A 1,857-nucleotide genomic window follows, 5' to 3' on the forward strand; every position below is an offset into this window, starting at 1 on the left:
GGGCGGGAGCGCGGGCGCCGTCGCGGGTGGCGGACCGGCTGCGTCCCGGCCGCCCGGCGGCGTAGCGTCATCGGCACCCGTCACCGTCACTGTCACCCGCGCCTCAGGCGTCACCGTCACCCGCGTCACCACCAGCACCTCTTCCAGGACCGGCGATCCACGTGAGTTCCTCCTCCTCCACCGGGCGTACCCCGCACCGTCGGGTACGGCAGCGGATCCCGGGCGCGTACCGGCTGGTGCGTACGCCGCCGGTCCCGGTGGATCCCCCTGAACTGGACGCAGCCCAGCACGGCGTGGTTGACCACGGGACGGGACCGCTGCTGGTGCTGGCGGGCCCGGGTACGGGCAAGACCACGACGCTCGTGGAGTCGGTCGCCCGGCGCGTCGCGCGCGGGACGGATCCCGAACGGATCCTGGTCCTCACCTTCAGCCGCAAGGCGGCGGTGGAGCTGCGCGACCGGATGGCCGTCCGGCTCGGCGGGCGGCGCGGTCCGCAGGCCACCACGTTCCACTCGTTCTGCTACGCCCTGATCCGCGCGCACCAGGAGGCCGATCTCTTCACCGAACCGCTGAGGCTGCTCTCCGGTCCCGAGCAGGATGTCGCCGTACGGGATCTGCTCGCGGGCCAGCTCGTGCTGGAGCGCGAGGGCCGGGGACGTGTGAGGTGGCCGGACGAGCTGCGCGCGTGTCTCACCACGCGAGGCTTCGCCGACGAGGTACGGGCGGTGCTCGCCCGGAGCCGTGAACTGGGCCTCGGTCCCGACTCGCTGGCGGCGTTCGCGCGGCGCACGGGCCGTCCCGACTGGTCGGCCGCCGCGTCCTTCCTCGCGGAGTATCTGGACGTCCTGGACATGCAGGGCGTACTCGACTACGCGGAGCTGGTCCACCGTGCGGTGCTGCTGGCGGGCCGCCGCGAGGTCGCGGAGCGGCTCGTCGCCCAGTACGACGCGGTGTTCGTCGACGAGTACCAGGACACCGATCCGGCGCAGGTCCGGCTGCTGGGCGCGCTGGCCGGGCAGGGCCGCACGCTGGTCGCCTTCGGCGATCCGGACCAGTCCATCTACGCGTTCCGCGGCGCCGATGTGAACGGCATCCTGGACTTTCCGTACGCCTTCCCGCGCGCGGACGGCCGCCCGGCACCGGTGGCCGTCCTCGGCACCTCCCGCCGTTCCGGCGCGAAGCTGCTCGACGCGACCCGGCTGCTCACCCGTCGTATGCCGCTCACACGGTTGCCCGCCGCGAAGGTGCAGGCGCACCGTGAGCCCGTGCCGGTGCGCAAGGGCGGCCAGGTGGAGACATACACATTCCCAACTCCTTCCACAGAGTTGGACAACATCGCCGACATCCTCCGCCGCGCACATCTGGAGGACGGCATCCCGTGGAACGACATGGCGGTCCTGGTCCGTGCGGGCGGTCGCACCATCCCTTCCATCCGCCGCGCCCTGACCTCGGCGGGCGTACCACTGGAGGTGGACGGCGACGATGTGCCACTGCGCCATGAACCGGCGGTGTCACCGCTCCTGACGGCGCTCCGGGCGGTGGCCGAGGCGGCGCTGCGTCCGCAGTCCGAGCCGGAGGAGGAAGTGCCGGGCGACGACGCGCCGGACCAGGCCGAGCCGGACCACGGGCTGCCCGAGCCGGACGCGACCGAGCACGATATGCCGGGCGACGACGCGCCTTTGGAGGTGGCGTCCGAGCCGCTCGCGTCCGACCAACCCGCTTCCGAGCAGCCCGCCTCCGAGCAGGACGCACAGGGCGTCGCGCCACCCGGCGCCGTCGGCTGGCTCGATGTCGAGACCGCGCTCGCCCTTCTCTCCTCGCCTCTCGGCGGTATGGACGCCGCCGATCTGCGCCGCC

The 1,857-nt window shown here is 73.1% G+C and carries 1 protein-coding gene; it reads left to right on the forward strand.

Annotated elements, in window-relative coordinates; all coding sequences use genetic code 11:
• Positions 1–161: 161 nt before the first annotated feature.
• The coding region (locus GA0115259_RS30895; protein ID WP_161230509.1) for an ATP-dependent helicase at positions 162–1,857 on the forward strand (1,696 nt) is incomplete at its 3' end.

Source organism: Streptomyces sp. MnatMP-M17, from assembly GCF_900091995.1.
Lineage (GTDB): Bacteria > Actinomycetota > Actinomycetes > Streptomycetales > Streptomycetaceae > Streptomyces.